The following is a 25046-nucleotide window of genomic DNA, read 5'->3' on the forward strand; positions in this document are numbered from 1 at the left end:
GAGTGCAACAAACGAGCATGCAGTGGGTTTCTCGTGGAAATAGGTTGAAAAAATCAAAGGTATCAGTATAAGATTGCATCAACCCAAACGGAGTACGGATGGGTTGCAGATCCCGCACAGGGTGGGAAAGCTTCCTTCAATTATCTAAGGACTGAGAAGATGAAAAAATTTGCAATGGCAGCCGTTGCAGCCGCTGCGCTGAGTGCTGGTGTGGCGCAGGCGTACACCGTGGGTACGTTCAGCAATGGTTTCGTGGTTCCTAACGTGATCCACAACGGCGACACCGATACCACCGCTGTGGGTATCATCAACCAAACCGGTAACGTTGTGCCTGTGTTCTGGACGTTCTTCGACGCGAACTCCAACCACGTGACCGACGGTTGCTTCCCTCTGACCAACAAGGACTACGAGCCCTTCATCTGGTCGCAACAATCCGGCACCGGCCTGGCTGGTACCCGTGGTTACCTGGTGTTCGCTGTGGGTGCTAACACTGCTTCCACGACCGCTGCTGGCGCTTGCGCTGTTAGCAATGCTGCTGCTGGCATGGGCACGGGCGCTATTGGTGCCAATGCTTTCCAAGTGAACACCACTGCTCAAGACGTGGCATTCGTTCCAGTCATCGACGGTCCTCTGACCCTGGCTACTGGCTCTGACCTGACGACCCTGGGTCCATTGAACCTGCTGTCTGTTGCTGGTGCACGTGCTGTGACGGCTGGTCCTTCGGCTACGCCTGCCTTCAGCATGCGCTATGCAGTTGACGCCGCTCTGAATGCTGGTCTGGAAACCCGCATCGTGGTGTGGTCGACTGGTGACCAGCGTGGTACCCACACGGTCAACATGTACGACGCGGCTCAAAACCGTAAGTCGGTGAACTTCGCTCTGGCTGAAGCCGAACTGTCGTTCTTCAACCCAGAAACCATCCCTGGCCGTCCTGCCAACTTCACCGATGGTTTCATCGAGTGGGCTCCCGTGGCTGCTGAGCCATCTGACTACCCAGGTACTTCTGGTCAGTCGCTGTTCTCCCTGGGCGGTTCCGTGTTCACGTACAGCCTGATCAGCGCACCTGCTTTCGGTGCTGTGCAATCGGTTCTCGGTTCGCACAACTAATATTTCTTGATGCATGTAGCGCCTTGGTGCTGCATGCAACAAAGGAAATAAAACTTGGCAATACCCTTTGGGGTGTTGCCAAAAAAAATGGCGCCAAACTGGCGCCATTTTTTTTGCTTGTGGAGTTTTCATGAAATTGTCTCGTTCTGTTCACTTTCGCTGGTTCGGTGTGGTGGCGTGCCTGGTGATGATTGCGGGTTGTCAGATGCAGCTAGTCGCAGGGGCTGGGGCTGCAGCATCCCCGGCCGTACAGGCGCCCCAAGGTGGGGGCGACCGTATCAAGATCGAAGCCCCCATGGTGTGGGGGGGGGAAGCGCGTTGTTCCACTGCCATGGGTTGCCGCCTCGTGCTGATTGAGCATGAGGAAGGGAAGGTGGCGTTGCACAAAATTGATGGCAGAGCCTCGAGGTTGTTGGATCGCCAAACGGTGGCGTATCACCCAGACTCTGCGATCTGGTTGTCAGACAGCTTGGTTGCAGCGGCGGTGGAGACCACGGGTAGTTTGGATATCTTCCGCATTGAGGGTGAGCGCATGGTGCGTGTCCACCAGGCGGTCGTGGGTTTTGCGCCGCGAGATGTGATTCTGGTCAACGCCTCGCAAGGGCAGTACAAATTCCTGGCGACGCCTTACAGTGGTAAGGAAGTGTCGTGGATCGACTGGCATGAGGACAATCGCCAGGCCGCTACGTCAAAAAAAACCCGCTGGTGCGAGGCTCCGTGGCATCCAGTGCGCGTGAGCAAACTTCCTGGCACACAAGGGGGGGGTATTGCGGTGGCGTGTTTGGATGATCGCAAGGTAGTGGTTGTGTCTGATGCGGATTTGCTGGCAACACCGCGTGTTCTCGCAAGCTTTGCTGCCATCGCACGCCAGGCCCGGCCGTCACCGTCAGGCCATTGGCTGTATGTGTCGTTAGAGACGGGTTCGCGCAACGCCCGCATCAACATGCAAAGCGGGGAACTCCAATGGATCCAGTCCCCTCTGACCGGCAGTGTTTCGGTAGCGCCGTTGTCCGACGATCTTGTGGTTTGGGGTGAAGATGCAAAGCTTTATCTGCAGCGTCTTGATGCCGACGCCAAGGTGCTTGAAACACGGTGGTTGAAGACCAGTGGGTTCTCTACCGGCTTGCAGCTGATTGACCTGGATGGTGATGGTGAACGTGATCTGGTAGTGCTCAACTCGGTGGATACCGTGGTGGATGTAATTTACGGCCCGCTGTGGGACCGTGCGGCTGAGCGCCTTTGAGTGTGTGTTCTTCTTAAATATTGCTATGAGTCATTTTTCGCAGAACTTGAATTGGCCCCGCGCTTTTGTTGCTGTTGCTCTGACAGTCGCAGTCTCTACGGCTGGGGCAGCGGAGGCGCTGGTGCGCTTTGCCAATGGTGAAACCATTACCAAGGCTGATTTGTCCGTGTATTTGGATCGTCGAGTGGATTTGCGCTCCACCAGCCGGAACGTCTGGGGTGTGCAAACCACCTTGCGGGAAATGGCCTTGGTCCGGGCATTAGCGCTGGAAGGTGCTGCAATGGGCCAGCCCCGAGAAGAGGGCAAGGAGGCGCAGCGTTTTGATGATGTTTATGCCCAGGCTGTGTATACCAAGCTCGCGCCAGCCTGCAAGCCTCCGGCGGACGAAACTGCCGCTCGCCAGTTCTTCCAGGATCATCCCCAGGCTTTCAGGGTGCCTCCCATGGCGCGGTTGAGTCGCGTGATTCTCCCGGCTTCTGAGTCCCTTGAGGGTGAGCCCGCAGCGGCATGGTTGATGAAGCAAGCCCAGGCAGTGGCCTCCGGTGCGAAATCGTTTGACGATTTGGCCAAGCAGGCGGAATCCGTGTACAAGCTTGATGCCCAGGGCGATCTGGGTTGGGTTACCCTTTTTGAAGAAGACGCTAGCGTCCTGCGTGTGCTGGCCACTACCAAGCAAGGTGAAATGGTAGGTCCGATTCGGGAGGGTGATTTTGCCTATCTCTTCAAAGTAGACGAAAAACGTGAAGGCCGCCAGCTGGCCTGGGGCGATGTGGCGGTTTCCGTGCCCACCCGCGCAGTCACTTACTGCCGCCAAGAGGGAAGCAAGAAAGTCCGGGAGGATCTTTTCAAGAAGTACGGGGTGGATTTGGATGGTGCGGCGATCAGGGCCTTGTTCTCGAAACAGTCTGCAGCAAATTAGCGGGCGTCCGGAGCCTTGGGGGTTGGCGGGCAGGGCTGATTACAAAGGGTGCACAGTACAATGGCAGGTTTTGCGGATCGCTAGGCCTGTCGCCCTGAATCGCTGTCAGGCGCAGGGCATATGACGCCGTATCCTGAGCGAGACCTTGCTGCACCTAGACAATGACTGAAATACGCGCCTCCGTGTTGATCCCCGTCAAGAACGGAGGGCCCTTGCTGGGTGAAGTGCTGGATGCTGTGCTCTCGCAGCAAGTACCTTGGCCATTCGAGGTTATCGTTGTGGATTCCGGTTCATCCGATAATTCTGTGGAATGTGCCCGGCAGCGTGGTGTTCGTGTAGAGACCATTCCTGCTGCAGAGTTCGGCCACGGCCGTACCCGCAATCTACTGGCTTCCATGGCAAGGGGGCAGTTTCTGGTATTTATCACGCAAGACGCGCGACCTGCGGGCCCCAAATGGCTGTACAACATGGTGCAGGGCTGCGATGCTGAGCCAGGCGTCGCGGGGGCTTTTGGTCCTCATCGAGCCCATCCCCAAGCGCGGCATATTACGCACTGCGAACTGAGTCAGCATTTTGCCGGCTTTGGTGACAAGCTATCTGTGGTTCGCCTTGAAGACCCCGCCCGGTTTGCCAGAGATCCTGGCTATCGCCAGTGGCTGCACTTTTTCTCCAGCAACAATTCATGCATTCGCCGCTCGGTGTGGGAGCAATTGCCTTTGCCAGAAGTGGCATTTGCAGAGGACCAGACATGGGCGCTGCGCGCCATTGAGGCGGGGCACGCGAAGGCCTTTGTGCCAGATGCGGTGGTCTACCATTCGCACGATTTCGGTGTGTGGGAGACGTTGCAGCGCAATTTTGACGAAGCACGCTCATTCCATCTCTACTTTGGCTATCGCATTCAGGACAGCTTGGCGCAGGCTTTGAAGTCTGGTCTGTACTTGGCTAAGCGGGATCTTGGCTGGTTGCGCAGCGGGGGGCTGCAGGGCTGGCGCCTTTGTAAAAATGCGATTTACATGGGCTTCATTGAAATGGCGAGGGTTTCGGGACAATACCTGGGCACGCACCATGACCGTTTGCCCGCTTGGCTGCTGCGCTCGGTGTCGCGCGATGAGCAATTGCAGCGTGCGGGAGCTGTCTGACCATGGCGTTGAATCTGTCCAAGAAGATTTGGCGTGTGAAAGAAATGGCGCGCAAGGAAGGCGTTTTTGCCGCCCTGCGTGCTGTGGTGCGTCGCCTGCGCCAAGGCCCAGGGAGGTATGTGGATGTCTTTCGCCACTACGACTTTGCCCTGCCTTATGTCTTGCCTGCCCAGTCGGGTGAGGCCAAGCCGGGCACCTTGCTGTGGTTCATTCCTGACTTCAATGTCGGGTCCGGTGGCCATCTGAACATCTTCCGCACCATCTGGCATCTGGAGCAGATGGGCTACACCTCCAGTATCGTGATCGGCAAGCCCGTCATGCACCACGATGCGCAGGAGGCCCGCGAGGCCATTCGGAAGCACTTCTTTCCGCTTCAGGCGCAGGTGTTGTTGGGTCTTGAAGATCTGCCGCCGTGCGAATTCTCCGTTGCTACGGGATGGGACACTGCCTACACCGTACGCGCCTTTACGGGCGCGAAGCACAAGCTCTACTTTGTACAGGACTACGAGCCGCATTTTTACCCCGTCGGGTCGGAGTCGGTCCTGGCACAGAATACTTACAGCTTTGGATTTTTCGGGATCACGGCGGGCGGCTGGCTGGCCAGCAAGTTGGCGAACGAATATGGCATGACCACCCACCCGGTAGGTTTTGGAGTGGAACTAGAGCGTTACCGGCGCTTGCCGCGCAGGGAGCCGGAAATTCGCCGGGTTTTCTTCTACGCGCGTCCCCCCACGCCCCGCAGGGCGTTTGAGTTAGGACTTCTGGTGCTGAATGCAGTGTGGGAGCGAATGCCCGACGTCCAGTTCGTACTGGCAGGCTGGGACACGGCTGGCTATCACATTCCGTTTCCACACCTGGGGTGTGGAACCGTGGCGCTCGATGATCTGCCGGATCTCTACAGCCAGTGCGATGTGGCGCTGGTTCTGTCGCTCACGAATGCATCGCTGTTGCCCCTGGAGTTGATGGCTTCGGGTTGTGCTGTGGTTTCGAATCGGGGGCCCAATGTGGAATGGCTCCTCAATGAAGACGTGGCCGCTTTGGCGGAGTCTTCGCCCGAGGGGTTGGCGGATGCAGTCTGTGACTTATTGCAAAACGATGAACGGCGCCATGCCTTGAGCGCGCGGGCCGAAAAGTTTGCGCGGGCGCAGACTTGGGACATGGTTGCGAAGGACTTTGAAGCAGCCCTGCTGCACGCGCGCACCCAGCAGCAAGTGGAGGCTTCCTGATGCGTTGCGCGATTCTGGGAGGTGCTGGGTTTCTGGGGCGCCATATTGGGCGTGCCATGGCGTCGGAAGGCGCAGAGGTGTGGTCGGTAGACCGGTCATTGTCGGCTGCGGGTAGTGCTCCCTGGCTGGCGGGAGAGGTGCAGGCAGATTGTTTTGACCTGCCCTCCTGGTGGGATGTGGTGGGGGGGGCAGACGTGATTGTTCACCTCGCTTCCTCCACGGTGCCGGCCACGGCCAGTGAGGACCCCATCCAGGATGTCCAGACCAATCTGGTGGGAACCTTGCGCCTTCTTCAGGAATTGCGCAAAAAGGCCGCGCGCCCCAAGTTGCTGTTTGCGTCATCCGGTGGGGCGGTGTACGGGCGGCCGCAGTATGTGCCTTTGTGTGAGGCCCACCCCACCATGCCCATGGGGGCCTACGGCGCCACCAAACTGGCGATTGAGCACCACTTGCGCATCGAAGAGGCACAGCATGGCCTGCCATGCCGGATTCTGCGTTTGAGCAATCCCTACGGTGAGTGGCAGCAACCCCATGGGGTCCAAGGTGTGATTGCCGTTTTTGCACACCGTGCGCTCAATGCGCAACCGCTGGATGTGTGGGGGGACGGGTCCGTGGTGCGCGATTTTGTTTACGCTGCGGATGTGGGATATGCGTTCGCAGCAGCGGCGCGCCATGAGGGGGAGACCCGGATATTCAACATTGGCGGTGGTGCAGGGCACAGCGTCAACGATATTGTGCACACACTGGAGCAGTTGTTGGGGCATGCCGTAGAACGGCGTGTATTCCCTGCGCGTGCTTTTGACCCACCGGTCAATGTGTTGGACATTCAGCGTGCCCAGAACGAGCTGTTCTGGAAGCCGACGATGGCTTTCGAGGACGGGGTGGCCAAATCGGTCGAATGGTTGCGGACGGTAGCATGACGCGCCCTGTTTCCCATTCCACTGGGGTCTCATCGGCAGCGCCGCGCAATGCGCGCCAGCTGTGGGTGCTTTGGCGGTACTGGATGGTGCGCGAGTTCAAGACCCGCTATGCCGGTTCGGTATTGGGTTTTGCCTGGGCTTTTGTTCAGCCCGTCGCCACGCTGGCCATCTTCTATGTTCTTTTTGGCTTGGTGCTGGCAGTGCGGGTGCCCGGGCTGGACGTGAACAATGGGTATCTGCTGCACCTTCTGGCAGGGCTTGCAGTCTGGCTGCCCTTTACCGATGCCATTGGCCGGGGGGTTGGGTCTTTGGCGGCGTACGAGGATTTTCTGCGCAAGCAGCCTATGCCTGCGGAGATACTGCCCGCAGTGTCCGTTGGCGGCAGCCTGCTCGTTCTGGGTATTGGCTATGCGCTGTTGATTGTCTTGTCGGTGGTGCAGGGTGTGGGGCCTTACGCGTCACTGGCTTGGCTACCGATTCTGGTGCTGGCCCAGATTGCGCTGACCTTTGGTCTTACGTTGCTGCTGAGCATGGCCCACTTTCTGTGGCGTGATGTGGGCTCCATGGTGGCCTTCGCGCTACAGCTCTGGTTCTACCTGACACCTGTCGTATACCCCCTGTCCCAGGTGCCGGAGAAATTCCACAGCTGGTTCCTTTTCAACCCCGTAGCGTGCCTGGTCCTGATGGTGCAGAGCACTGTATTGCATATGCCGGTACCGCCGGGAACCCCCGTGGCCTTGGCCGTATGGGTGTTGTTGCTGGGTGGAGGGGGGTGGTGGTTCTTCCGCTCAATGAAGTCTGCACTGGGCGAGGCCTTGTAAAGCCATGACGATCCGCTTTGAAGGCATTGAAAAGACCTATATGGTCTACAGCCGTCCGCAGGACCGGCTTTGGGAGTGGGTGACGCGTAAGCAGCGCCACCGTATACATGTCGCTTTGACCGGGGTGGATTTTGAGGTGCAGGCCGGCGAAACGTTTGGCCTCATCGGTGAAAACGGTGCGGGCAAAAGCACCTTGCTGAAAATCGCGGCAGGCACCATCCGTCCCACCCGTGGGCAGGTGTTTCAAGAAGGCCGCGTTGCCGCGTTGCTGGAGCTTGGCGCGGGGTTTCACCCGGAGGAGTCCGGCTACGACAACATCCGCTTCATGGCCGCGTTGCATGGGCTGGAGGGCACCGCCATGGAGGACTTCATTGTCCGTGCCACTGCGTTCTCGGAGTTGACCAAGGAGACGCTGGAGCGGCCGGTGAAGACCTACTCATCGGGCATGTTCATGCGGCTGGCTTTTGCCGCTGCGACGGCCATCGATCCGGATGTATTGATCGTGGACGAGGCGCTCTCCGTGGGCGACCTGCATTTCCAGAAGAAGAGTCTCAATCGTATTCTGGAGCTTCGTGAGCGAGGCGCCACGGTGCTTTTCTGTTCCCACAACCTGTATCAGGTACGAAGCCTCTGTCAGCGGGCGGCATGGATACACGGTGGTCGCGTGCAAGCGATCGGAGCGACCGAGGACGTGGTGACCGCCTACGAATCCCATGAGCGACGCAGGTATGCCCACCTGCGCGTCGAAGCCCATGAGGCTGCAAAAAAGGATGAAGCGGCGCAGCCCGCAGCGGCGTCTTCGTCGGGAGCACCGCTGGTAAAAATCGCAGGCCTGACGATCGAAACGGGGGACGGCATCAACCCTGCGCAGGTGGATTCGTTTCAGGATCTGTCGGTAGAGATCGAGATCGAGTCCTATGCTGACGCGCCGTTTCATGTGTTGTTTGCAATTGTTCGCCCGGACAAGGACAACGTTTTTGGCACGAGCACGCAGTTTCGTGCCGAGGGTAAGCCGCTGCAGGGCACTGGCAGCCACCGCATTCGCGCCAGGTTCCCACGCTTACCGCTCCTGTCGGGTGAATACCTCTGGAGCGTCTATGTCCTGGATGATTCAGGTATCCAGGTGCTGGACATGGCGGAACTTATCCAGCCCTTTACCGTGCTGAACCAGAAGCACCGGGAGTTTGGTGTTGCCTGGCTGGAACACGAATGGGTGCTGGTGGAATGACGCGAGCCTGGTCTCTGGACCTGCTATTCCCTTTCATTGCCCGGCTGCCTACGACCCTGCCCTGGCGGCTGGCCGGGCGGATAGGGCGGGAATCAGCTGCGGAGCGCGAGCACCTGCTGCGCTGGCTCGAAAGCTTGTTTGTCCGGGTCTTCCCGCAAGCCACGGGGGGGCAGCATGCGCAATGGGCTCGTGCCCACTTGGACATGTTAGCGCAGGAGATGGTGGATGCCATGGCCTTCAGCCGCCTGGGCCGTTCCGGAGGGCCGACCATTGATCTGCAAGGTGCCGAGTTTGCCAAAGGCCTGGCTCGCCAAGGCAAGGGCTTCATACTGGTTCTCAATCACTATGACCGGCTTCTGACGGCCCCGGTTGCTTTGGCGAGGGAGGGTGTCGCCACCAATGTTCTGACCATGCCGGTCTTGGACAACCCGGAGCTTGAGGCTGCGCAGCGCCGTTTTTTGCTGCGAAAAATTCAAGGCTATACCGAGGTGACCGGTGGAAAATGGCACACCACGAGTGAAGGGCTGCGCCCGGTGCATGAAAGCCTGCGGGCGGGGCAAGCGTGGGTGATTCTGGCTGATGCATGGCGACCCGAGTTTGGCCGTTTGCGTGGTAACCCATTTCTGGGCGGAAACCTGAGTCTGCCCACAGGTATTGAGCGTCTGGCGCAATCCACGGGCGTTCCGCTGCTGCATGCTGTGACTTATTCCCGACGCCCTGACCATCTGGAGGTTGTCGTCGAGCCATTGCCGGAAAATCCCAGGCAGGCGATCGATAGAGTCATCCAGCGGCTGGAGCAGGATGTTCTGGCCCGGCCTTGGGCATGGTGGCAGTGGGGATTGTGGGATCAGATGTGGCAGCCCGAACCGGCGCCAAAGGCGGAGGGAAATGCATGACCAATATTGAGCGATACGACTACGCATTCGACCCGAATGGTGAGGAGTGGGCTGCTCGGTTGCTGCGCCGCGTGCCACCAGGTGGCGGCTCGGTTCTGGAGCTTGGGCCGGGCCCTGGCGCCATGACCCGTGTTCTCCTGGCTCGGGGCTATCGCGTCACGGTGGTGGAAAACGACCCCGAGGCGCTGGAAGTGCTCAAGACACTGGACGTGGAGGTCATCCCTGGAAATCTGGACAACACCGACTGGCTGGATGCGCTCAAGGGTCGGCAGTTTGATACGGTGATGGCGTGTGATGTGCTGGAACACCTCAGAAAGCCCGAGGATGTGCTGCAGCGGTTGAGTGAGTTGGTCGCTCCCATGGGCTGTCTACTGATTTCCGTTCCGAACATCGCCTATGCCGGGGTTCTGGCTTCTATGCGAAGCGGCATCTTTGACTATTCCGACAAGGGCCAACTGGACAGGACCCATGTCCGTTTCTTTACCAAACGCAGCATGGAGAAGATGTTGCTGGACTGCGGATGGGCTCCCCGGGTCTGGGAAGCCAATAGGGTACCCGTTGAATGCAGCGAATTCGCCGGCTACTGGAGCGCCCTGTCGGGCGACCAGCGCCAGGCGTTGTTGGCTGGGTGGCAGGACTTTGACGTCTACCAGTGGATGGTGGTGGTCACGCCTTCTGTGGATGCCCCAACGTGGGAGCTGAAAGAGGCTCGGGGCATGGCGGAAAGCTTGCGCGACGAGTTGCAAGCACTGACGGTGCTGCACCAGCGCGAACGAGCTTCGTTGCTGGAGCACCAGAAGGCCTTTGCGGAAGCCAAGGACCTCATTGGGAAACTCCAGCAAGAGATCAATGAGTTGCGCACAGAGGTGGGTTCGCTGCGATCCGAAAAGACACTGGTGGAGTCTGAGCTTGCGACCACGCTAATAGCGTTGCAGGCCAGGACGGCGGAACTGAACGATCGCGCATGGCGCAGCCGTTGGCGCAGGCTCATGGGCTCGCATCACAGCCGGTGAACATGACGGACATGCTGCTGGGAATTCCTGCTTTCACGGCGTCACACGCAGGTGTGGATCGCATGGGCGCCGAATGTCGGATCGACCCGTCCGTCTCGGTCATGCGTTTCGGCCAGCGCTCCGATGTCTTGTGCCTGGCCGACGGGGTCAGTATCTATGCCCAGACACGGCTGGTGCTGGGCGATGTGGTAGCAGATCCCTGCGTGGGTATCCGCATCGGAGCCCGTACTATCGTCAATGTGGGAGGCTACCTGTCGGGTGAAGGTGGCCTGGAGATTGGTGAGGATGTCCTGATTGGCCCCCATGCCAAGCTGCTGTCTGCCGGCCATGCCATCGATGGGGGGGATGTGGTGATTGCGCGCAACCGAATCACCCGGGCAAGAATCGTTGTGGAAGACGGCGCCTGGATCGGTGCGGGCGCGATTGTTCTAGAGGGCGTGACGATTGGCCGTGGCGCGGTCGTGGCAGCCGGGGCGCTGGTACGACAGGATGTGCCGGCGGGCATGGTGGCTGCAGGTATGCCCGCCCGGCTGATCCGTTCAAGGCGGGGGGAGGCATGGCCGGAGCCTGAGCCCGAGGCAGCGGCCTCCTGGTTTCAACGGGTCGGTGCTGGGCTGAAAAGTTTCTTTCGCGAAGGGCGCGAGGTCAAATGAGAACCATGAGTCTGTTTTGGAAGGAGTCTGACGAGCGCGATCTCCCATCGCTTGGGACGGTCATGCGTGGTGTCATGCTCTTGGTTTTTCTGGTTGGGGGATGGTTGCCGTCCTCCTGGGCGAACCAGGTGTGGGAGTTTGTGGATGGGGAGGGCGTAACCCACATCGGCAATGTGCCTCCTTCGGCGGCTACGCGGGGTGTGATCTGGCTCAGCCGTGTGCCTCCCGCCTCGGTGGTGAAGGGCAAGGATCGCAGCCCCTCTGCACTGCAGTTTCCGGGCTATGACGACGTCAAGCAGCACCTGGAAGCGGCGGCGGTGGCGCAGTCGCTGGACCCCGCATTTGTGATTGCCGTCGCGGCAGCAGAGTCGGCCTTCAATGTGAAAGCCGTTTCGCGCAAAGGTGCGTTGGGGCTGATGCAGGTCATGCCGGCAACGGCTGAGCGTTATGGGGTTGCAGCGCGCCCTTCGTCAGACGGAGAGCATGCCGCGATGGAACCCAAAGTGAATGCGCAGATTGGCACCCGCTACCTGGCCGATCTGCTGCGCATGTTCGATGGCGACAAGGAACTGGCGCTGGCGGCGTACAACGCAGGGGAAGGTGCCGTGATCAAGTATGGTCGGCGCATCCCTCCGTATCCCGAAACGCAGCAGTACGTGGAAAAGGTGATGCGTTTTTACCGTGGCTTGCTTCGGTAGTGGCCCCGGGGTTCTGACCGCATGAACCTCTCCATGGCCCCCTCGGGGTTGTCGGGGGGACGGCCTGATTCAGGCTCGGACCTTCGTGGTGGAGTCTTGCCAGGGGCTGCCCACATGGCGTCCTTGCAGCATGCCAACAGCCCCAGTCCGCTGGGGTGGGGCTGCGTGGATAGCGCTTTCTTACAGGTGCTGGGACCGAGTGCGGGTACCATCGGCCGCTCATGATCTGGTTATCTGTGGTGGCATTCATCGTTGCAGCGTTGGCGGCAGGGTTCATCGTGCGGTGGATGCACAGCCACGCTTCCGTGTACGGCAACGGCATGCCCCAACGCTTTCATCTGGGGGACGTTCCCCGCTTGGGGGGCGCCGCACTGCTTCTGGGCATTGGGTGCAGTTGGGGCCTTGGTGTTCTTCAATCTACCCATTGGGGTGATCCCGGCTCGCTGAAGCTCGGAGCTTGGGTGGGGGGCTGGCTGGTGGCCTTGCTGCCCGCCGCGCTGGGCGGCATTGCGGAGGACATGACCCAGCGCCTGTCCGTGCGTTACCGGTTGAGCCTGACCGGTGCATCCGGCGCTCTGGCGGTGATCCTGCTGGATCTGACCTTGCCGCGCATGGGGTGGCCTTGGCTGGATTCTTTGCTGGCCGCTGCTCCCTGGCTGGGCGTTGCGGTGGTAGTTCTGGCGGTTGCGGGACTTCCCCATGCGTTCAACATCATTGATGGCTACAACGGCCTGGCGGGCATGGTGGCTCTGATCGTCTGTCTGGCGCTGGCCCATGTGGCCCTGCAGGTGGGGGACCGTGCGTTGGCGGCGCTGTTGGTGTCCACGGCGGCGGCGACGGGCGGGTTTCTGGTCTGGAACTACCCGCGCGGCATGCTGTTCGCGGGAGATGGCGGTGCCTACGTGTGGGGCGGCGTGATTGCCCTGGCCAGCATTTCCCTGGTGCAGCGCAACGCCGATGTTTCGCCCTGGTTCCCCATGCTTTTGTTGATCTACCCCGTCTGGGAAACGATCTTCTCGATTTACCGCAAGACCGTGCGGGGCGTTTCCCCCGGCGTGGCCGATGCGCTGCACTTTCACCAATTGATTTACCGTCGCATTGTTCGGGGTGTCTTCCATGACGATGAATCGCGCAGGGTGTTGATGCGCAATAACCGCACATCCCCCTACCTGTGGGGCTTCACCTTGCTGACGGTGGTGCCTGCGGTACTGTTCTGGAGCAATACCCCACTGCTGATGGCGTTTTGCGGCCTGTTCGTCATCAGCTATGTGATGGCCTACCTGGCCATTGTGCGTTTCAAGGTACCCAACTGGTTGCGCCACTGACGGCGGGTGTGCTGGCAAACCCAGCGCGCCGCGCGAATGCGGCACAATTTGCGCCTCACCGTTTTCTCTGGATGGCCCGCCTCCATGACCGACCTTCTTTCGATTGCCCCGCGCGACAAGGCTGAAATCCTGGCCCAGGCGCTGCCTTACATCCGCAAGTTCCATGGCAAGACCATGGTCATCAAATATGGCGGCAACGCCATGACCGACCCCGCGCTGCAGGCCGACTTTGCCGAGGACGTGGTGCTGCTCAAGCTCGTGGGCATGAATCCCGTGGTCGTGCACGGCGGCGGGCCTCAGATTGAGACGGCGCTGAACCGCCTGGGCAAGAAGGGCGAGTTCATCCAGGGCATGCGCGTGACCGATGCTGAGACCATGGAAGTGGTCGAGTGGGTGCTGGCCGGCGAGGTGCAGCAGGATATCGTGGGCCTGATCAACCAGGCCGGCGGCAAGGCCGTGGGCCTGACGGGGCGCGACGGCGGCATGATCCGTGCGCAGAAGCTCAAGATGGTGGACAACAAGAACCCGTCCATCGAGCACGATGTGGGGCAGGTGGGAGACATCGTCTCCATCGATCCGAGTGTGGTCAAGGCGCTGCAGGACGACGCCTTCATCCCCGTCATCAGCCCCATCGGCTTTGGTGAGAACAACGAGAGCTACAACATCAACGCCGACGTGGTCGCCAGCAAGCTGGCCACGGTGCTGCAAGCTGAAAAACTGATGCTGTTGACCAACACGCCCGGCGTGCTGGACAAGGCGGGCAATCTGCTCACAGACCTGACGGCCCGCGAGATCGACGCGCTGTTTGCCGACGGCACCATCTCTGGCGGCATGCTGCCGAAGATTGCGGGAGCGCTGGATGCTGCCAAGGCCGGCGTGAACGCAGTGCACATCATTGATGGGCGTGTGCCGCACGCCATGCTGCTCGAAATCCTGACCGACCAGGCCTACGGGACCATGATTCGTAGCCATTGAAATGGTCTATCCCTCTGGGTCGCTTCTCGCCTTCTCCCTTCTCTCGCTTCGCGGGGTGGGTGACGTCGCCAGCGCCAGCACAGGGTATTGGCTGCCCTTGCACGGCGGCCGCCGGATGAGGCTGCGCCAGCCTATCGGGCATGCTGCTATGCACAGCGAACAAGTGGGTTGATATGCGACTCTTGCTAGTCGAAGACGATGTGATGGTTGCCAGCGGCATCAAGCTGGGGTTGACCGACGCGGGGTACGCCGTGGATTGGGTCGGAAGCGGTGAGCGCGCCGAAGAGGTGCTGCGCACCGAGTCGTTCGACGCGGCCATCATCGATATCGGCCTGCCGGCCATGGATGGGCTGGAACTCACCCGCCGCCTGCGCCGCCCTGATATGGCAAGCCCCGCCCTGCCGGTGCTGATCCTCACTGCGCGCGATGCACTGCACGACCGCGTGCAGGGGCTGGACCTCGGGGCCGACGACTACATGGTCAAGCCCTTCGAGTTGCCTGAACTGCTGGCACGCCTGCGCGCCCTGCTGCGCCGCTCGCAGGCCGCGACCACAGCGGTGTTGAGTTTTGGTCCGCTGGAGTTGGACACGGCTGGCCGCCGCGCCAGCATCCGTACCGGGGACGGGGAGCAGGTCATTGAGCTCGGTCCGCGCGAATGGACTGTGCTGGAGTACCTGCTCATCAATGCCCCCAAGCCTGCCAGCAAGGACAAGCTTCTGCAGGCTCTGACGGGCTGGGACAAGGAGATCACGCCCAACGCGGTGGAGGTCTACGTCTCCCGGCTGCGCGGCAAACTGGAGCCGCATGGCGTGGCGCTGCGTTCGATCCGCGGGTTCGGCTATCGGCTTGAACTCCAGGCCGCCTGAGCGGAACCGGCCTGGCTGAAGCCGTCGGTAAGGATCATGATGACGCCGCCGGACCGAGCCATCCCTTCCCCACGGCCCGGCCTGCGTGCCATGACCTCCGACCTGCGCAATCGGCTGCTGATCTTGCTGGTGCTGCCTTTGTGCGCGCTGGCTCTGGTGGGCGTGTGGCTCGACTACCGCTCGGCCGACGAGGCCGCCGGGCGGCACGACCAGCGCCTGCTGCGGCTGTTGCCCGCTCTGGCAGATTCGGTGCTGGCCCCCTCCATCCGTGACCACGAGCCGCCCTTGCTGCTGCTGGCGCCTCCGGTCGAAGACTTTCTGCGCCAGAACACCGGGTTTGCGGGTTACAGCGTGCGCGACATCTCTGGACGCCTGCTGCTGGGCGACGACTGGGTGCACAGTGCCGTGCCCACCACCCATGCGCCCGAATTCCACAGCGTTGAGTTTGGCGGGGTGACCTATAGGGTGGCGGTGCAGCGTGGTCGCACCGGGGCTGGCGAACTGGTGGTGGCGCTGGCCGACGGGTCTGACCCGCGCCAGCAATGGGCGCAGCAGCTCCTGCTGCGGGTGCTGCTGCCCAACCTGGTGCTGGTGGCCGCCGCCGCGCTGGCCATCCACTGGGCTGTGGGCCGGGCCTTCAAACCGCTGGTGGACTTGGCCGAAGCGGTGGAGCACCGTTCGCCGCGTGACCTGAGCCCTATCGACGAAGCCTCGTCGCCCGCCGAGGTGCGCCCGCTCGTGCACTCGCTCAACCGCCTGTTTGCACTGGTCAATGCGCAGGCGGAAGGGCAGCGCCGCTTTGTGGCCGATGCGGCGCACCAGCTGCGCACCCCGCTGGCGGGCCTGCAGGCACAGGTCGAAGCCTGGGCCATGATGGCCAAGGCCGCGGCACCACCCCGGGTGTCCTTGTCAAATCTTGAGGGAAAATTGCCGCTAGCGCACGATGGGCAGGCGAAAGGTGCTATTGTTTTAGGAGTTGACCAGATCGAGAAGCTGCGCAATGCCACGCGCCGCACTTCGCAGCTTGCCCACCAGCTGCTGGCACTGTCGCGCGCCGATGCGCGCAGCCTGGACGCGCAGCCGCCCCAGCGTGTAGACCTCAAGGACCTGTGCGAAACCCTGCTGGAGACCTTTCTCGACCCAGCCACCGGCAAGGGGCTGGACCTGGGGCTGGAAGTCCAGCCCGTGCATGTCACCGGCCATGGCTGGCTGCTGCGCGAGTTGTTGTCCAACCTGGTGGACAACGCCATCAAGTACACCCCGGCGGGCGGCATTGTGACCATACGCTGTGGCATGCGCCAAGGGCGCGCAGGGCCGCCACGTGTGTTCATCGAGGTGGAAGACGATGGGCCTGGCGTGCCCGATGCCGAGCGAGGGCGCGTCATGCAGCGTTTTTACCGGGTGCCCGGTACGGTGGGCGAGGGCACGGGGCTTGGGCTTGCCATTGCCGACGAAATTGCGCGCGTGCACCGCGCTGCCCTCACGCTGGGCACCGGCCCGCTGGGGCACGGCCTGCTGGTGACTGTGGTGTTTCCGCTGTAAATCGGCGTAGTGGCAGCTGCTCTCGCCCGTGCCCATGGGGCCGCCCCAGGGCCTGTGCGAGAATCATTTCCACACATGATTTACGCCCTGCCGCAGGCCGGTGCATGCCCACCTGGCATGTGAACCCGGCGCAGGGTGCCCTTGGCCGCATGGCCTTACCCCAGCCCTTGTTCCTGCATGTCTGAACTTTCGCCCCTCCCCGAGCCAGCCAGTACCGACGACGGGGGCGAAACTCCGGCTGCGCGCAAACGGCCCAAGCCGGGTGAGCGGCGCGTACAGATCCTGCAAGCGCTGGCGGCCATGCTCGAGCAACCCGGGGCAGAGCGCATCACCACCGCCGCGTTGGCGGCGCGTCTTTCTGTCAGCGAGGCCGCGTTGTACCGCCACTTCGCCAGCAAGGCGCAGATGTTCGAAGGGTTGATCGACTTCATCGAGCAGACCGTGTTCACCCTGGTCCAGCAGATTACCGGCCGCGATGTACCCGATCCGGACCAGTCTGCCGAAGTGGGCACGCGCCAGGCTGCGCGCATCGTGGCGTTGCTGCTACAGTTTGGCGAGCGCAACCCCGGCATGGTGCGCGTGATGGTGGGCGATGCCCTGGTGTTTGAGCACGAGCGCCTGCAGCAGCGCATGAACCAGTTTTTTGACCGCATTGAATCCACCCTGCGCCAGTGCCTGCGCCCGGCGGTAGCGGGCTCGGCCACACCCACTGTGGATGCCCAGGTCGCGGCCAGCGTGCTCACGGCGTTTGCCGTGGGGCGCCTGCAACGCTACGCGCGCTCGGGTTTCAAGCGCCTGCCGTCGGAACATCTGGAAGCCAGCCTGGCGCTGATTCTCTGATACCACCGCCTGGGTGCCGCCTGCCGTGGGCGGCCCTGTGGCGGGGGCGGAAGCGATGGGGTGGGGCAGAGGGTGGCACCGCCGCAACGAATGGTTTGGGTGGGCCTCCCTATTTTTTCCGGGGGTTTTGGTCGGGCGGAGAATTTGCTGCAGAATAGAACGAACGTTCGTTTTTATTTGCCCGCATGTCCGCCACCTCTTCATCCAGCCAGGTCACCCGCATCCCGCGCGCTCGCAGCGGTACCGGCCGCGCCCTGCAAAAAGGCCAGCAAACCAAGGCGGCCATCGTCGAGGCAGCGCTGGGCCTGGCCACGCACATCGGGCTGGAAGGCCTGTCCATTGGGGCGTTGGCCGACGTCACGGGCATGAGCAAGTCGGGCGTGTTTGCCCATTTTGGCTCTCGCGAAGAGCTGCAGATCTCCGTGGTTCGTGAATACCACACGCGTTTCGAGCAGGAAGTGTTCTACCCCGCCATGTCCGCGCCGCGTGGCCTGGCCCGGCTCAGCGCCATGTTCGACAACTGGATGAAGCGCACCTCCATCGAAATCGATTCGGGCTGCATCTACATCAGCGGTGCGGTCGAATTTGATGACCGCACCGGCCCCGTGCGTGACGCGCTGGCCAGCTCGGTGCTGACCTGGCACGCCGCCATGCGCCGCGCCATCGAGCAGTGCAAGGGCCTGGGCGAGCTGCGCGGGGACACCAATGCCGAGCAGATGCTGTTCGAGATCCACGGCCTCATCCTCGCGCTGCACTACGAAGCGCGGTTCCTGCAGACCCCCGGCTCCATGGCCCGGGCGGTGCAGGGCTTTCACAACATCCTGGCGCGTTACAGCGCCGCAAAACCTGGCGCCACCGCAGAAGCCGCCCCCGCTGCTGCTGCCAAGCGCCGCAAAGTTTCCAACCAAACCACCACCTCCAAGGAGTAAACCCCATGCCTATGTACACGCCGCCCCTGCGCGATATGCAATTCGTCATGCACGAAGTGCTCAAGGTCAGCGATGAATTCAAGGCCATGCCGCCCCACGCCGAGGTGGATGTGGACACCATCAATGCGGTGCTCGAAGAAGCCGGCAAGTTCACTGCCGAAGTGACCTTCCCGTTGAACATCAGCGGTGACACCGAAGGCTGCGTGCTCAACAAGGCCACCCACGAAGTGAAGACCCCCACGGGCTTCAAGGACGCCTATGCCAAGTACGTCGAAGGTGGTTGGGCGGCACTGTCGTGCGACCCTGCCTACGGCGGCCAGGGCCTGCCCTTCGTGCTGAACCAGTGCCTGTACGAGATGATGAACTCGGCCAACCAGGCCTGGACCATGTACCCCGGCCTGTCGCACGGCGCGTACGAAGCCCTGCACGCCCACGGCACCGAAGAGCAAAAGGCCCTGTACCTGCCCAAGCTGACCAGCGGCGAGTGGACCGGCACCATGTGCCTGACCGAACCCCACTGCGGCACCGACCTGGGCCTGCTGCGCACCAAGGCCGAGCCGCAGGCCGACGGCACCTACAAGATCACCGGCAACAAGATCTTCATCAGCGCCGGCGAGCACGACATGACCGCCAACATCGTGCACCTGGTGCTGGCCCGCCTGCCCGATGCGCCCAAGGGCAGCAAGGGCATCAGCCTGTTTGTCGTGCCCAAGTTCAACATCAAGGCCGACGGCTCACTGGGCGAACGCAACCCCATCTTCTGCACGGGCCTGGAGCACAAGATGGGCATCCACGGCAATGCCACCGCGCAGATCGCCATCGACGGCGCCATCGGCACCATGGTGGGCCAGCCCAACAAGGGCCTGGCCGCCATGTTCGTGATGATGAATGCCGCCCGTCTGGGTGTGGGCAACCAGTCGCTGGGCCTGACCGAAGTGGCTTACCAAAATGCGCTGGCTTACGCCAAGGACCGCATCCAGATGCGCAGCCTCTCGGGCGTGAAGGCCAAGGACAAGGATGCCGACCCCATCATCGTGCATCCTGATGTGCGCAAGATGCTGCTCACCGCCAAGGCCTACGCCGAAGGTGGCCGCGCGCTGCAGATCTTCTGCACGCTGCTGCTGGACAAGGTGCACAGCCACCCCGATGAAAAGGTGCGTGCCGAATCCGAAGAGATGGTGGCCCTGCTCACCCCCATCGTGAAGGCCTTCATCACCGACAACGGTCACATCTCCACCAACGCCTGCATGCAGGTCTTCGGCGGCCATGGCTTCATCAAGGAATGGGGTATGGAGCAGTATGTGCGTGACAACCGCATCAACATGATCTACGAAGGCACCAACACCATCCAGTCGCTGGACCTGTTGGGCCGCAAGATCCTGGGCAACAACGGCGCCACGCTCAAGAAGCTGGGCAAGCTGATCGGCAAGCTGGTGGAAGAAGAAGGCGTGAACGAGAAGATGGCCGAGTTCATCAACCCGGTGGCCATGCTGGGTGACCAGATGACCAAGTTCACCACCGAGATCGGCTTCAAGGGCATGCAGAACCCGGACGAAGTGGGCGCCGCCGCCGTGGACTATTTGCGCGTGGCCGGCCACCTGGTGTTCGGCTACCTGTTCGCCCGCATGGCCCAGGTCGCCCTGCGCGAGATCGCCGCTGGCAACACCGACCCGTTCTATGGCGCCAAGCTGCAGACGGCGCGCTTCTACTTTGCCAAGCTGTTCCCCGAAACCGCCACGCTGATGCGCACGGCCCGTGCCGGTAGCAAGGTGCTCATGGACACGGATCTGGCCCTGGCCTGATCGGTAGACCTGCGGATTTCAAGCTTTTTTGGCACGGAGCGCCTATGTATAAAGCGGTAGCAGCTATTGTTTTTGTAGCGTCTGCGGCGTCCGTCTGGGCGCAGGCGACGCCCGAAGGCCTTTGGCGCAACATCGACGACAAGACCGGCGAGGCCAAGGCCGAAATCCGCATCCGCGACATCGGCGGCGGCGTGTTGAACGGGGCGCTGGAAAAGCGCCTGTCCAAAGACGCCAAGCCCGACGAGGTCTGCGACGAATGCTCGGATGACCGCAAGGGCAAGCCCATCTTGGGCTTGGAGATCATCCGGGGTGCCAAGAAGGCTGACGGCAAAGAGGTGTGGGAAGGCGGCAAGATTCTCGACCCCGAGAACGGCCGCAACTACACCCTGCGCATGACCCCCATCGAGGGCGGCAAGAAGCTCGAAGTGCGGGGCTCGATCGGCCCGTTCGGCCGCACGCAAACCTGGATCCGCGTCCAGTAAACCCCATTCCCGTTGCGTTGCGCACCCCCAGTGGTGTTGCGCAACGCCCCAACCAGGAACCCAACCCATGTCCCGATTCCAAGTGAAAAAAGTCGCCGTGCTCGGCGCAGGCGTGATGGGCGCGCAGATTGCCGCCCACCTCGTCAACGTGAAGGTGCCCGTGGTGCTGTTCGACCTGCCTGCCAAGGAAGGCCCGAAGAACGGCATTGTCACCAAGGCCGTTGAAGGCCTGAAAAAGCTCAAGCCTTCGCCCCTGGGCGTGGCCGACGACGCGGCGCTGATCCAGCAGGCCAACTACGAAGAGCACATGCACCTGCTCAAGGAATGCGACCTCGTGATCGAGGCCATTGCCGAGCGCATGGACTGGAAGCTCGACCTGTACACCAAGATCGCTCCCCACGTGGCCAAGCACGCCATCCTGGCGTCCAACACCTCGGGCCTGTCGATCACCAAACTGTCCGAAGTGCTGCCTGAGAGCATCAAGCCGCGTTTCTGCGGCATCCACTTCTTCAATCCCCCGCGCTACATGACGCTGGTGGAGCTGATCAACACGCCCACCACCCAGCCAGAAGTGCTGGACCAGCTCGAAGCCTTCGTCACCAGCGGACTGGGCAAGGGTGTGGTGCGTGCGCACGACACGCCCAACTTTGTGGCCAACCGCGTGGGCATCGCGGGCATGCTGGCCACGATGAAGGAAGTCGAGAACTTCGGCCTGACCTACGACGTCGTGGACGACCTCACGGGCAAGAAGCTCGGCCGCGCATCGAGCGGCACCTTCCGCACCGCTGACGTGGTGGGCCTGGACACCATGGCCCACGTGATCAAGACGCTGCAGGACAACCTGAGCATCAAGACCGATCCGTTCTACGAAAGCTTTGGCACGCCTGCCGTGCTGAAGAAGCTGCTGGAGCTGGGCAACCTGGGCCAGAAGACCAAGGCCGGTTTCTTCAAGAAGGTCGGCCGCGACGTGATGCGCTTTGAGCTGGAAAGCGAAGAGTACGTGCCCGCCGGCCAGAAGGCCGACGAGGTGTACGCGCGCATGCTCAAGAAGCCTGCCGCCGAACGCCTGCGCCTGCTGCGCAACGCCGAAGGCGCGCCCGGCCAGTTCCTCTGGGCCATCCTGCGCAACAGCTTCCACTACGCCGCCGTGCACCTGGGCACCATCGCCGACAACGCCCGCGACGTGGACCAGGCCATGCGCTGGGGCTTTGGCATGAAGCAGGGCCCCTTCGAGCTGTGGCAGGAAGCCGGTTGGCTCGAAGTCGCGAAGATGATCCAGGAGGACATCGACGCTGGCAAGGCACTGTGCAAGGCACCGCTGCCCGAGTGGGTGTTCAAGGGCCCCGTGGCCGACGCAGGTGGCGTGCACACCGCGCAAGGTTCGTGGAGTGCATCGCAGAACAAGTTTGTGCCCCGCCGCCAGCTGCCCGTGTACGAGCGCCAGATCTTCCCCGAGGCCCTGCTGGGCGAAACCAGCCTGCCCGACTGGCGCACCGCTGGCACCACCATTGCTGAATCGAAAGCCCTGCGCACCTGGACGCTGGACGGCCAAGTACTCATCGCCAGCATCAAGAACAAGATGCACGCCATCAGCCCTGAAGTTATGGAAGCGCTGATGGAAGCGCTGGAACTGGCCGAGGCCGAATACCAGGGCATGGTGATCTGGTCCGGCGACGCGCCTTTCAGCGTGGGTGCGGACCTGGAAGCCACCATGCCCGCCTTCATGGTCGGCGGCGCCGATGCGGTGGAAAGCATCGAGCAGGAGCTGCAAAACCTGATGATGCGCATCCGCTATGCGCAGGTGCCTGTCGTCGCAGCCATCCATGGCATGGCGCTGGGCGGTGGTTGCGAGCTGGCCGTGTATTCGGCCAAGCGTGTGGCCCACATGGAAAGCTACATCGGCCTGGTCGAAGTGGGCGTGGGCCTGGTGCCCGGCGCCGGCGGCCTGACCTACATCGCCCGCCGCGCGGCCGAGAACATGGCAGCTTCCACATCCAAGGACATCCTGCCTTTCCTGACCGAAGGCTTCACCGCCGCCGCCATGGCCAAGGTGGGCACCAGCGCCATCGAATCGCGCAAGCTGGGCTTTTTGCTGGACAGCGACATCATCGTGCCCCACAAGGACGAGCTGCTGTTCGTGGCCATCAACGAAGCCAAGTCCATGGCCGCGAGCGGCTGGCGTGCACCGCACAAGCGCCTGTTCCCCGTGGCGGGCCGCAGCGGCCTGGCCACCATCAAGGCCCAGCTGGTGAACATGCGCGACGGCGGCTTCATCAGCGCCTACGACTTCAAGATCGGCGCCATGATCGCCGAGGTGGTCTGTGGCGGCGATGTGGATGCTGGCTCGATGGTGAGCGAGGAATACCTGCTCACGCTGGAGCGCAAGGTGTTCTGCCACCTGATCGCCCAGCCCAAGACGCACGAGCGCATCCTGGGCATGTTGTCCACCGGCAAGCCGGTTCGCAACTGATCCGGACGTCGATGGATAGCCGGTAGACCGACATGAGCGAACACGCCCCCAACAAATTGCAGCGCTCGCTGATGCGCCTGGACGAGGCCCCTGCCTTCCTGCGTGGCTTCGTGCAGAACATCATCCTGCGCCGGGCTGTGCCCTTTACCGGCACGGCCGGGGTGAAGTTCGTGTCGCTCACGCCTGAGCGGGTCGAAGTGCATCTTGCCAACGAGCACCGTGTGCAAAACCACATTGGTGGTGTGCACGCCTCGGCCATGAATCTGCTGGCCGAAACGGCCACCGGCATGGCTGTGGGCATGAACGTGCGCGACGACTGCCTGCCGCTGGCCAAGGAGCTGAGCATGGCGTTCAAGAAGCGCGCCACGGGCGGCCTCAAAGCCGTGGCCACGCTCACCGCCGAGCAGCGCGCCGCCATGTTGGCCAGCGACAAGGGCGAGGTGCAGGTGAAAGTCACCGTGACCGACGAAGCCGGTGTGGAGCCGGTCGAATGTGTATTTACGTGGGCCTGGGTTCCTTCCAGCCGCCCCCCCAAGAATTGAAGGAGTTTCACCATGGCTCAAAAACAAGTCCAGGACGCCTACATCGTCGCCGCCACGCGCACGCCCATCGGGCGTTCGGGCCGCGGTTATTTCAAGAACACTCGGCCTGACGACCTGCTGGTCGCCGCCATCAAGAGCGCCATGCTGCAGGTGCCCACGCTGGACCCCAAGGCGATTGAAGACGCCATCATCGGCTGCTCCTTCCCTGAAGGCGAGCAGGGCATGAACATGGCCCGTATTGCCGTGGGCCTGGCGTTCGACCACCCCGTGGGCGGCGTGACCGTGAACCGCTTTTGCGCGTCGGGCATCACCGCGCTGCAGATGGCGGCCGACCGCATCCGCGTGGGCGAGGCTGACGTGCTGATCGCCGGCGGCGCCGAGTCCATGAGCCTGGTGCCCATGGGCGGCAACAAGCCCTCGTTCAACGCCGAGATTTTCGCCAAGGACGAGAACGTGGGCATCGCCTACGGCATGGGCCTGACCGCCGAAAAGGTCGCCCAGCAGTGGAAGGTGAGCCGCGAAATGCAGGATGCGTTCGCCCTCGAATCCCACCTGCGCGCCATCAAGGCACAAAAGGCCGGCGAGTTCACCGACGAAATCACGCCGTTCGAGATCGTGGAGCGTTCGCCCAACCTCGCTACCGGCGACGTGGTGGAAAAGCGCCGCACCGTTAGCCTGGACGAAGGCCCTCGTCCTGATACGTCCCTGGAAGGCTTGGCCAAGCTCAAGCCCGTGTTTGCGGCGCGCGGCAGCGTCACGGCGGGCAACAGCTCGCAGACCAGCGATGGCGCGGGTGCACTGATCGTGGCCAGCGAAAAGGCCGTGAAGCAGTTTGGACTGACGCCCCTGGCGCGCTTTGTGAGCTACGCAGCGCGCGGCGTGCCGCCTGAGATCATGGGCATTGGCCCCATCGAAGCCATTCCGGCGGCCCTGCGTTATGCGGGCCTCAAGAGCGATGACATTGGCTGGTATGAGCTGAACGAAGCGTTTGCGGCGCAGTCGCTCGCCGTGATCAATACGCTGGGCCTGAACCCTGCGAACGTGAACCCCATGGGCGGCGCAATTGCATTGGGGCACCCGCTGGGGGCTACCGGAGCCATCCGTGCGGCGACGGTGGTGCATGCGCTGCGCCGCCACAAGCTGAAGTACGGCATGGTCACGATGTGTGTGGGCACAGGCCAAGGCGCCGCCGGCATCATCGAAGCTTTGTGAGTTAGCTGGCTACTGCGCGGGCCATCTGCGTCGTTGGGCGGTGCTCGGAATCCTCACGTACAGGAAGTACGTTCCGGTTCCTGTGCTCCGTCCGCCTAGCAGCTGATCCCGCTCGCTACGCCCTTGAGGGTGGGGTATGAAGGCAGGGGGAAGTGCGGTGATAGACGTTGGTTGCTCTCACTGACCACCAACCCGTTC

At 62.1% G+C, this 25046-nt stretch carries 23 protein-coding genes; all 23 read left to right on the forward strand.

The features are described 5' to 3' along the window. The first annotated feature begins 159 nt into the window (after positions 1-159). The 23 genes from AC2YJX_RS18445 (at position 160) to AC2YJX_RS18555 (ending at position 24848) form a co-directional block, all read left to right on the forward strand. On the forward strand, positions 160-1107 hold the full coding sequence (locus tag AC2YJX_RS18445) for a hypothetical protein (RefSeq protein WP_487256896.1): 948 nt from the start codon (positions 160-162) through the stop codon (positions 1105-1107). A 130-nt stretch (positions 1108-1237) separates the two neighbouring features. Further along, positions 1238-2350 (forward strand): FG-GAP repeat domain-containing protein, encoded by a 1113-nt coding sequence (locus AC2YJX_RS18450; protein ID WP_487256897.1) that lies wholly within the window; start codon positions 1238-1240, stop codon positions 2348-2350. 25 nt (positions 2351-2375) lie between these two features. Further along, complete coding sequence (locus AC2YJX_RS18455; protein ID WP_487256898.1) at positions 2376-3269, forward strand: peptidylprolyl isomerase; 894 nt, start codon at positions 2376-2378, stop codon at positions 3267-3269. A gap of 161 nt (positions 3270-3430) precedes the next feature. Next, positions 3431-4408 (forward strand): glycosyltransferase family 2 protein, encoded by a 978-nt coding sequence (locus AC2YJX_RS18460; RefSeq protein ID WP_487256899.1) that lies wholly within the window; start codon positions 3431-3433, stop codon positions 4406-4408. A gap of 2 nt (positions 4409-4410) precedes the next feature. After that, entirely contained in the window at positions 4411-5634 is a 1224-nt protein-coding gene (locus AC2YJX_RS18465) for a glycosyltransferase family 4 protein (protein ID WP_487256900.1), read from the forward strand. Next, positions 5634-6554 carry an NAD-dependent epimerase/dehydratase family protein gene (locus tag AC2YJX_RS18470; protein ID WP_121422244.1) on the forward strand — a complete coding sequence of 307 codons (921 nt, stop codon included), beginning with the start codon at positions 5634-5636 and terminating at the stop codon, positions 6552-6554. The genes AC2YJX_RS18465 and AC2YJX_RS18470 overlap by 1 nt, the downstream gene beginning before the upstream one ends. After that, positions 6551-7375, forward strand: a complete 825-nt coding sequence (locus AC2YJX_RS18475) for an ABC transporter permease (RefSeq protein ID WP_233573547.1) — start codon at positions 6551-6553, stop codon at positions 7373-7375. Before AC2YJX_RS18470 ends, AC2YJX_RS18475 begins: the two co-directional genes overlap by 4 nt. A 4-nt stretch (positions 7376-7379) precedes the next feature. Further along, the gene (locus AC2YJX_RS18480) at positions 7380-8603 is read left to right on the forward strand and encodes an ABC transporter ATP-binding protein (RefSeq protein ID WP_121422246.1); all 1224 of its coding nucleotides are present in this window, start codon (positions 7380-7382) and stop codon (positions 8601-8603) included. Next, positions 8600-9499 (forward strand): lysophospholipid acyltransferase family protein, encoded by a 900-nt coding sequence (locus AC2YJX_RS18485; protein ID WP_199727037.1) that lies wholly within the window; start codon positions 8600-8602, stop codon positions 9497-9499. The genes AC2YJX_RS18480 and AC2YJX_RS18485 overlap by 4 nt, the downstream gene beginning before the upstream one ends. Next, complete coding sequence (locus tag AC2YJX_RS18490; RefSeq protein ID WP_487256901.1) at positions 9496-10512, forward strand: class I SAM-dependent methyltransferase; 1017 nt, start codon at positions 9496-9498, stop codon at positions 10510-10512. Before AC2YJX_RS18485 ends, AC2YJX_RS18490 begins: the two co-directional genes overlap by 4 nt. Positions 10513-10514: 2 nt before the next feature. Beyond that, positions 10515-11165, forward strand: coding sequence for an acyltransferase (locus tag AC2YJX_RS18495; RefSeq protein ID WP_228897400.1), 651 nt, complete (start codon positions 10515-10517; stop codon positions 11163-11165). Between the two features lie 5 nt (positions 11166-11170). Next, entirely contained in the window at positions 11171-11863 is a 693-nt protein-coding gene (locus tag AC2YJX_RS18500) for a lytic transglycosylase domain-containing protein (protein WP_431151816.1), read from the forward strand. Between the two features lie 221 nt (positions 11864-12084). Continuing rightward, on the forward strand, positions 12085-13188 hold the full coding sequence (locus tag AC2YJX_RS18505; RefSeq protein WP_029413975.1) for a glycosyltransferase family 4 protein: 1104 nt from the start codon (positions 12085-12087) through the stop codon (positions 13186-13188). Between the two features lie 84 nt (positions 13189-13272). Further along, positions 13273-14163 (forward strand): acetylglutamate kinase, encoded by an 891-nt coding sequence (argB, locus tag AC2YJX_RS18510; protein ID WP_055396782.1) that lies wholly within the window; start codon positions 13273-13275, stop codon positions 14161-14163. A 173-nt stretch (positions 14164-14336) separates the two neighbouring features. After that, a complete protein-coding gene (locus AC2YJX_RS18515; RefSeq protein ID WP_055396780.1) occupies positions 14337-15029 on the forward strand; it encodes a response regulator transcription factor in 693 nt (230 codons plus the stop codon). Positions 15030-15119: 90 nt separating this feature from the next. Continuing rightward, positions 15120-16571, forward strand: a complete 1452-nt coding sequence (locus AC2YJX_RS18520) for a sensor histidine kinase (protein ID WP_121422250.1) — start codon at positions 15120-15122, stop codon at positions 16569-16571. A gap of 177 nt (positions 16572-16748) precedes the next feature. Then, complete coding sequence (slmA, locus tag AC2YJX_RS18525; RefSeq protein WP_121422251.1) at positions 16749-17411, forward strand: nucleoid occlusion factor SlmA; 663 nt, start codon at positions 16749-16751, stop codon at positions 17409-17411. A 185-nt stretch (positions 17412-17596) separates the two neighbouring features. Beyond that, positions 17597-18340 carry a TetR/AcrR family transcriptional regulator gene (locus AC2YJX_RS18530; protein WP_487256902.1) on the forward strand — a complete coding sequence of 248 codons (744 nt, stop codon included), beginning with the start codon at positions 17597-17599 and terminating at the stop codon, positions 18338-18340. A 5-nt stretch (positions 18341-18345) separates the two neighbouring features. Then, a complete protein-coding gene (locus tag AC2YJX_RS18535; protein ID WP_487256903.1) occupies positions 18346-20142 on the forward strand; it encodes an acyl-CoA dehydrogenase C-terminal domain-containing protein in 1797 nt (598 codons plus the stop codon). Between the two features lie 44 nt (positions 20143-20186). Continuing rightward, entirely contained in the window at positions 20187-20624 is a 438-nt protein-coding gene (locus AC2YJX_RS18540) for a DUF2147 domain-containing protein (RefSeq protein WP_487256904.1), read from the forward strand. 67 nt (positions 20625-20691) lie between these two features. Continuing rightward, complete coding sequence (locus tag AC2YJX_RS18545) at positions 20692-23094, forward strand: 3-hydroxyacyl-CoA dehydrogenase/enoyl-CoA hydratase family protein (RefSeq protein ID WP_487256905.1); 2403 nt, start codon at positions 20692-20694, stop codon at positions 23092-23094. 32 nt (positions 23095-23126) lie between these two features. Continuing rightward, positions 23127-23636 (forward strand): DUF4442 domain-containing protein, encoded by a 510-nt coding sequence (locus tag AC2YJX_RS18550; RefSeq protein ID WP_487256906.1) that lies wholly within the window; start codon positions 23127-23129, stop codon positions 23634-23636. 12 nt (positions 23637-23648) lie between these two features. Beyond that, complete coding sequence (locus AC2YJX_RS18555; protein WP_487256907.1) at positions 23649-24848, forward strand: acetyl-CoA C-acyltransferase; 1200 nt, start codon at positions 23649-23651, stop codon at positions 24846-24848. Positions 24849-25046: the final 198 nt, after the last annotated feature.

The organism is Acidovorax sp. SRI_002 (assembly GCF_057586455.1).